This window comes from Micromonospora sp. KC207 (assembly GCF_004348615.1).
Lineage (GTDB): Bacteria > Actinomycetota > Actinomycetes > Mycobacteriales > Micromonosporaceae > Micromonospora.
In genome coordinates this window covers 1-7,793 of sequence record NZ_SMKJ01000310.1, presented here as the reverse complement: position 1 = coordinate 7,793, position 7,793 = coordinate 1, and the positions used below count along the sequence as shown (strand labels likewise).

5 protein-coding genes are annotated in these 7,793 nt (G+C 73.2%); 1 reads left to right on the top strand and 4 read right to left on the bottom strand.

Going from position 1 to position 7,793, the window contains the following annotated elements; all coding sequences use genetic code 11:
• The 4 genes from E1258_RS27520 to E1258_RS27505 all read right to left on the bottom strand — a co-directional run.
• Nucleotides 1–673 (bottom strand): SRPBCC domain-containing protein (locus E1258_RS27520; RefSeq protein WP_132406242.1); only part of this gene is annotated, 673 nt, incomplete at its 3' end.
• A gap of 305 nt (nucleotides 674–978) precedes the next feature.
• Nucleotides 979–2,193, bottom strand: coding sequence for a S8 family peptidase (locus E1258_RS27515; RefSeq protein WP_132406240.1), 1,215 nt, complete (start codon nucleotides 2,191–2,193; stop codon nucleotides 979–981).
• Nucleotides 2,194–2,258: 65 nt separating this feature from the next.
• Nucleotides 2,259–3,494 (bottom strand): S8 family peptidase, encoded by a 1,236-nt coding sequence (locus E1258_RS27510; protein WP_132406238.1) that lies wholly within the window; start codon nucleotides 3,492–3,494, stop codon nucleotides 2,259–2,261.
• Nucleotides 3,495–3,925: 431 nt separating this feature from the next.
• Entirely contained in the window at nucleotides 3,926–6,010 is a 2,085-nt protein-coding gene (locus tag E1258_RS27505; protein ID WP_371688694.1) for a cellulase family glycosylhydrolase, read from the bottom strand.
• A 285-nt stretch (nucleotides 6,011–6,295) separates the two neighbouring features.
• Between E1258_RS27505 and E1258_RS27500 the strand changes: the two genes are divergently transcribed.
• Nucleotides 6,296–7,793, top strand: a 1,498-nt coding sequence (locus tag E1258_RS27500; RefSeq protein ID WP_132406234.1) for a bifunctional 3-(3-hydroxy-phenyl)propionate/3-hydroxycinnamic acid hydroxylase, incomplete at its 3' end; no start/stop codon positions are given.

Below are 7,793 nucleotides of genomic sequence, written 5' to 3'. Positions count from 1 at the left end.
GGGTGGCTCGGGGCGGCGGGCTGCTGGCGGCCGTGGTGGCGACGGGCGGCATCGTCGCCGGGTCGGGCGCGGCGGCGCGGTCCGGGCTCGACGGCAGCAGGACCCAGGCCGTCAGCCCGGTGACCAGCACGCCGCCGCCGAGCGCCGCGAGCAGCGCGGTGCGCCGCCAACGACCGGCGGGTGCGGTCACGTCGCGTAGCGCCTCGACCAGCGGCACCTCGGCCGTCGGCGGCCCCTGGTCGCGTCGCAGGTCGACCTGCTGGAAGGCCAGCCAATCGAGAATGGCGGGCAGCCGCCCGGTCAGCGCCTGCTGGTAGGACTGCTCGCGGCGCGCGCGCTGCTCCACGGGCCAGAAGCCGTGTTCGAGGCGCTCGCGGACCACCAGCCGGCAGCCCTCGGAGGTGGGGGTGATGGCGCAGCTCAGCAAGGTTCGCCGAGCGGCCTCCTGGCACCGCAGGACGAGCGCGCCCGGCTCCCGCCGCTCGGTCACCTCCGCGTCAACAGCGGCGTCGAAGCCGGGCAGTCCCGCCGTGTAGAGCAGTAGCCGGCCGGGCCTGCCGGCGACGGGCTCGACCTCGGTGTACCAGCGGGCCAGCAGCGCCGGGTCCGTCAACGCGCGCCAGACCCGACCGGTGGGATGGGACAGGTCGATCTGCGCCCCGATCTCGATCACGGCGAGACTCTATACGGGGCCGGTCGGCCGCCGGTCGCCGTGGGCGACGCCCCGCGCTGTCCCGGTGACCCACCGAAACCGGACCGCCAGGCGGCGCGCCGGCGCCGGCCGTCGTCGTCGCGGCATCGGCGTGGCCGGTGGCGTGGTCATCACCACCCCGGTGTGGGAGACCGCCACCGACCGGCTGGACCTGGACCTGGTCGGCGGCGGGCGACGCGGTCACCGTGCTGCGGCGGTGACCGGGTCGGCCACCGCAGCCCGCCGTCGGCGGGCCTCGGGCGATGGCCGACCCGGTCGCCCGGGCGTCAGGGGCCGCAGTAGAGCAGCCGGTTCGGCGAGCCGGCGCCCGGGCTGCCGACCACGCCGGCGGTGGCGGTGGCGGCGAGGTGCGCCGCCACCTGGGCCGGGGTCCAGGTGGGGTGGTCGGAGAGCACGAGCGCGGCGCAGCCGGCGACGTGCGCGGCGGCCATCGGGCTGCCGCTGATGGTGTTGGTGGCGGTGTCGCTGGTGTACCAGGTCGAGGTGATCCCTGCGCCGGGGGCGAAGATGTCCACGCAGGGGCCGTAGTTGGCGGAGCTCATCTTCGCGTCGGTGGAGACGGTGCCGGAGACGGTGAGCGCCGCGGGCACCCGCGCGGGGGAGTAGTTGCAGGCACTGCTGGCCGAGCTGCCCGAGGGCACGGTGTACGTGACGCCGGAGTTGATGGAGGCAGTCAGCGCGGCGTCCACGGTGCCGCTGGCGCTGCCGCCCAGGCCCATGACGGCCACGGCGGGCTTCACCGCGTACCGGGTGACCCACTCGATACCGGCGATGACCTGCGACCAGGTGCCGCTGCCGGCGCAGTTGAGCACCCGCACCGGCACCAGTCGGACGTCCTTGGCCACCCCGTGTAGCTGGCCGCCGACGGTGCCGGCGATGTGGGTGCCGTGGCCGTTGCAGTCGTCGGCCGGCAGGGCCCCGTCGATTGCGTCGTACCCGCCGGCGACGGAGCCACCGAAGTCGGCGTGGCTGGCACGGACGCCGGTGTCGAGGACGTAGGCGTGCACGTTCGGCGCGGTGTTCGGGTAGGCGTACCGGCCGTCGAGCGGCAGCGCGCGCTGGTCGATGCGGTCCAGCCCCCACGACGGCGGGTTGAGCTGGACGCCGGCCGCCAGCGTCGTCACGTGGTCCTGCTCGACCAGGGCCACGGCCGGGTCGGCGGCCAGCCGGCGGGCGGCCCGCTCCGGCAGGCGGATCTCGAAGCCCCGTAGGGCGGCGTGGTAGACGCGGCCCCGTACGCCGCCGTACCGGCCGGCGAGGCGGTCGGCGGCGGCGGCGACCGACGCGGCCGACCGGGCGGCGGCCCGGTCGGCCAGCAGCACGAGGTAGCTGTCCGGCACGGCGGTGCCGCCGCCGGCGTGCCAAATCTGTCCGGTGGCCGCGGCGGCCGGTGTCGCGGTGACGAGGCCCGCGCCGAGGGCGAGGGCGACGCCGAGGGCCGCCGCCAGCGACCGCCGGCGTCGGCTGCCAGGAACGATCATGTCCGGTCCTTTCCGACGGGCCGGCCCCGGGGTCACCACCCCGGGGCCGGCGGTTGGTCGTCAGGTCAGCTGGTCGGGGCGAGGTAGAGCAGGCGGTTCGGGGATCCGGAGCCGGGGCTGGTCACCACACCGGTCGTGGCGGTGGAGACCAGGTACGACGCAACCTGGGCCGGGGTCCACGACGGGTTGTTCTGCAGGACGCGGGCGGCGGCGCCGGCCACGTGCGGGGCGGCCATCGAGGTGCCACTGAGGGTGCTGGTGGCCGTGTCGCTGGTGTACCAGGCCGACAGCACGTTGGAGCCCGGCGCGAAGATGTCCACGCAGGTGCCCCAGTTCGAGTACGACGCGCGGGCGTCGTTGCTCTGGGTCGCGCCGACGGTGATCGCCGTCGGTACGGCGGCCGGGGAGTAGTTGCAGGCGTTGGCGTTGGAGTTGCCGGCGGCCACCGCGTAGGTGACGCCGTCGGCGATCGAGTTGGCCACGGCGGTGTTCAGGGAGGTGTTGAGGCCGCCGCCGAGGCTCATGTTCGCCGCCGCCGGCTGCCCGGCCTGGTGGTGGGAGGTCACCCAGTTGACGCCGGCGATGACGCCTGCGGTGGTGCCGCTGCCGGAGCAGTTGAGCACCCGTACGCCCACCAGCCGGGCGCTCTTGGCCACGCCGTAGGTGGATCCGCCGACGGTGCCGGCGACGTGCGTGCCGTGGCCGTTGCAGTCTGCGGCCGGCAGGGCGTTGTCGACCGCGTCGTAGCCGTCGACGGCCCGCCCGCCGAACTGGCTGTGGGTGGTGCGGATGCCGGTGTCGATGATGTACACGACGATGCCCGAGCCGGTGCTGGTGTAGCTGTAGGTGCCCGACAGCGGGAGGGCCGCCTGGTCGATCCGGTCCAGGCCCCACGGCGGGTTGGTCTGGGTCACGGTGGCCGTGACGGTCTGGTTCTGCTCGACGTACGCCACGGCCGGGTCGGCGGCCAGCCGCTTGGCGGCCCGCTCCGACAGCCGGACCTCGAAGCCGTTGAGCGCCTCGCCGTACACGTGGCCGACGGTGGCGCCGTACCGGCCGGCGAGCGTGCCGGCCGAGGTCGCGACGGCGGCGGCCCGGGTGCCGGCCCGGCCGCCGACGGTACTGTCCTTCAGCACCACGATGTAGCTGTCCTTGACCGCGGTGGGGCTGCCGGCGTACAGGATGTCGCCGGTGGCCGGCGCCGCGCTGGCCGGGGCGCCGACCGTGGCGGCGGCCATGGCGGCGGCGGTGAGGACGCCGAAGGCGGCCAACCGGCGGGGGCTCGTGCGGGGGAGTGTCATCTCCCGGTCCTCCCTTGTTCTGGCCAGCCCGGTGGGCTTCGTGTAACCCAATGGGCCGGTCGAGCGGTTGGGGAGGAGCCTAAGACGTATCCGCGAGTATCGATATATATCGAATGGTTCATAGCGTGGCCCTATGGTCGTCCGCGCGCCGGGGGAACTGCGGGGCCGCCTGGTAGCTGGCCTCCACGACCTGGGCGTGGCGCTTTGGTTCGTCGGTGCGCGACCTGCTGGTCGCGGCTTTCGCGCCTCGGCCTGGGCACGACCCCGGCCGGTTGGCCCGGCTCGGCCCGGACCAGTTGGTCGTCTACTACCGGGCCGACGGCACCCGGCCCCGAGCGCAGCAGCACGCGGCGGCCGGTGTGCCGACGGTCGTGGGCCCGGCCCTGCCCACGGCGACGGTGGGCGGGACCGGGCCCGGTGGTGCCGGTCGATCAGGCGGTGGTGCCCGTGACGTTGCTGCCCGAGCGGGTCACCTTGTACGTGACCTTCTCACCGCTCCAGAAGTGGAAGGTGAGCGTCACCGGGGCGTTGTCGTTGACTGCGGCGAAGAAGTCCGAGGTCAGCGCGATCGAGTTGCCGGTGTAGTTCGGCTTGAACGTGACGTCGAACTCCTTGAACGACGTCCAGTCGTGCGGGCCGGCGTTGCTGCCGTCGGCGTACTTCGCCTCCATCGTGGCGAGCTGGTCGCCGCGGAACTGGGTGGGGATCGCGAATGAGCTGGTCGTGCCGGTGGCGTTGCTCAGGATCGGTCGGTCGTAGGTGATGATGTTGAGACGCCACGGCACGCCGGCCGAGAATCGCGCGTGCAACGTCGCGTTGACCCCGTACGCCCGACTGCCGGTCAGCCGGGTCAGCGCGGCGGCGGTCAGGGTGAGCTGGTTGCCGCTGACGGTGTAGTCGGTGCCCCGGATTAGGTCGGTGTTGCCCTGGCGCAGGCCCTGGAACGTGGTGCCGTTGGGGTTCAGCGTGATCGTCTTGGCGGTGATGGCGCTGGCCTTGGCGTTGAACACCAGATCCGACGAGGCGGTGCCGGAGCGGGTGCTCCAGCTCGACTTGATCTGGGCGATCAGCTCCGGGTCGCTCCACTGGAACGAGGTGCGGCCGAAGTGCTGCCCGTTGTCCCACAGCATGGTGGTGAGCTTCTTGGTTCGCGCGTAGTAGCCGAAGTATTCGAAGAACTTCAGCTTCTCGCCCTGCTCGATGGTGCCGGTGTGCCGGTCGAAGCCGAGCAGGCCGTACTCGCCGACGATCACCGGGATGCCCTTGGCGACGAAGGCGTTGTACACCCGGTCGAAGGAGTCGGTGAGGTCCTTCTGGGTGGTCGCGTCGAAGTGGGTGCCCCCGGCGACGTTCACGCTGAACGGCCAGTAGCCGTAGTAGTGCACGGTCGCGATGAGGTTGGGGTCGTTCAGCGCGTTGAACGTGGCCACCAGTTCGTCGAGGCGGGCCTGATCCGACGACGTGTGCAGGGTGGGCAGCACCAACAGGCGGGTGGCGTTGTTGCCGCCGGAGGCCCGCACGATGCGGTGGAACGAGGTGTTGAGTTCGTTCAGCAGCGTCGCGTTCTGGGCGTCGCCGGAGCTGCCGGTGAACTGCGGCTCGTTGACGCTCTCGAACACCAGCTTCGACGAGGAGCCACGGAAGGCGCTCGACAGCTGGGTCCAGACCGCGTTGTACTTGGCCAGCACGTTGGTCCGGTCGGTGGGCATCGTGTTGATCCACTGCCACGAGTCGTGGTGAATGTTGATCATCACGTGGAAGCCGTCGGCGAGCGCCCAGTCGACGACCTCCTTGACCCGGTTCAGGTAGGCGGCCTCGATCGGGTAGCTGGGCGCGCCGCCCAGGTGCGCGCTCCAGGTGACCGGGATGCGGACGCTCTTGAAGCCCTGCGCCCTCACGTTGTCCAGCAGCGCCTCGGTGATGCGCGGGTTGCCCCAGGCGGTCTCGTCGGCGCCGACGGCGTCCAGGGAGTTGCCGAGGTTCCAGCCGGGCTGCATGTCGGCCACGGCCGCCATCGCGTTGCCGGCCGGGGGCGGGGTGGTCGGAGGCGGCGTCGTGGGCGGCGCGGTGGTCGGGCCCACGCCGCCGGTGCACGTGACACCGTTGAGCGCGAAGGAGGTGGGGTTCGTGTTCGCGCCGGACCACGACCCGTTGAAGCCGAAGGAGACCGTCGCGTTCGTGGCGATGGCGGCGTTGTAGCCGACGTTGGCAGCGGTGACGTCGTTGCCGGAGGAGGTGACCGTGGCGTTCCACACCTGCGTCACCCGCTGGCCGGAGGGGAACGTCCAGGTCAGCCGCCAGCCGTTGATCGCGTCGCCGAGGTTGGTGATGCCCACGTTCGCGCCGAACCCGCCCTGCCACTGGCTGTTGACCTGGTAGGTCACCGCGCAGCCCGCCGCCGCCTGCGCGGTGCCCGACACCAGGACGCCGACGGCGGCCAGCAGCATCGTGACCGCGCTGGTGAACGCGCCGGCCCGCCATCGGGTTTGTCGGGTGGTGCCTCGTATGCCGATCATGACGCTCCTTGCCGAGAAGATGCCGCCGATTGGTGGTGCCAGTGGGGCGTCAGCGAATGCGCACGTGGCACCCATGAGAACCGCAGATTAAGTTTGCAACATAAACTTTGTCAATCGGTGAGCGACTATCCCTGTGTCGTCGCGGGCGGGCGTCGGCGGTCGATTCCGCGCCGCTGCGGTCGCCGCCTCGGCCGCTAGGCTCCAGGTGCCCGGTCCAGGTCCGGGCACGGAAGGTGGCCGAGCTGCCCGGCGGCGGCCGGGGCGGGAAGCCGAAGAGGTGAGCCCATGAACGTCGCCGTCCCCGTCGTCATCGTGGGCGCGGGACCCACCGGCATGACGGCCGCCGCCCTGCTCGCCGGTCACGGCGTCGCCTCCGTCGTCCTCGACCGCTGGGCGCAGCCCTACCCGCGACCCCGTGCCGTGCACCTCGACGACGAGGTGTGCCGGATCCTGCACCGCGTCGGCGTGCACGAGGGGTTCTCCGCCATCGCCCGTCCGGCGGCCGGACTACGGCTGCTCGACCCCGACCACCGCGTCCTCGCCGAGTTCGGCCGGGCCACGACCGCCGGCCCGCACGGTCACCCCCAGGCCAACATGTTCGACCAGCCCGCGCTGGAGGCACTGCTGCGCGCGGCCGTCGCTGGCAACCCCCTGGTCCACCTGCGCGGCGGCGTCGAGGTCGAGTCCGTCCGCGCCGAGGGCGACCGGCCGGTCGCCGTCACCGCCATCGACCGCGCGTCGGGCCTGCGGGAAACCCTCACCGCGCGGTACGTCCTCGGCTGCGACGGCTCCAACAGCACCGTCCGAGCCCGGACCGGCGGCACGATGCGCGACCTCGGCTTCGCCCAACGCTGGCTCGTCGTCGACGTCGACACCGACGCGGAGATCCGCGCCTGGGAGGGCGTGCACCAGGTGTGCGACCCCCGCCGGGCCGCCACCTACCTGCGCGTCGGGGCGCGCCGCCACCGGTGGGAGTTCCGCCTGCTGCCGGGCGAGACGGCGACGGCCCTGTCCGCCCCGCCGACCCTGCACCGGCTCGTCCGGCCGTGGACCGGGAGCCTGCCGTTCGAGGCGCTCACGGTTGTCCGCTGCGCCGAGTACACCTTCCGCGCCCAGGTCGCCGACCGGTGGCGCACGCGGGAGGTGTTCCTCCTCGGCGACGCCGCCCACCTCACGCCGCCGTTCATCGGCCAGGGCCTCGGGGCGGGTCTGCGCGACGCCGCCAACCTCAGCTGGAAGCTCGCCGCCGTCCTGGCCGGCAGCCTGCCCGACCGGGCGCTCGACAGCTACGAGGCCGAACGCCGCCCCCACGTCACCTCCCTCATCCGCCTCGCCGTGGGAATCGGCCGGGCCATGACCGAGGGCGGCGAGATCGGCAACGTGCTGCGGCGCGTCGTCGCGCCCCGGCTCGTCCACGTTCCCGGCCTGCGTGCCCGGGTCCTCGACAGCGCCACCCCGCCGCTGCGCCCCTCGGTCCTGCGGTGGCGACGCCGGACGCCGTGGGGGCTCGCCGGCCGGCTCTGCCCCAACGCCCCGCTGGCCGACGGCCGCCGCCTCGATGACCTGCTCGGCTCGTCCTTCGCCCTGGTCACCAGCCGTCCGCTGAGCGCGGCGGCCACCGCCGAGGCGCGGCGGCGCGGCGTGCTCAGCGTGCCGGTCGACCGGTCACCGGCCCTGCGGCGGTGGCTGCGGCGCGGGGCGACCCGCGCGGCGCTCGTGCGACCCGACCGGACCGTCCTGGGCACGGGCGACCCGCTGACCCTGCTGCGGGCCGCCCCACCCC

Excerpts from the sequence above, each read along its gene's own strand:
- E1258_RS27515 (WP_132406240.1), bottom strand. The coding sequence starts at position 2,193 with ATGATCGTTCCTGGCAGCCGACGCCGGCGGTCGCTGGCGGCGGCCCTC.
- E1258_RS27510 (WP_132406238.1), bottom strand. The coding sequence starts at position 3,494 with ATGACACTCCCCCGCACGAGCCCCCGCCGGTTGGCCGCCTTCGGCGTC.
- E1258_RS27505 (WP_371688694.1), bottom strand. The coding sequence starts at position 6,010 with ATGATCGGCATACGAGGCACCACCCGACAAACCCGATGGCGGGCCGGC.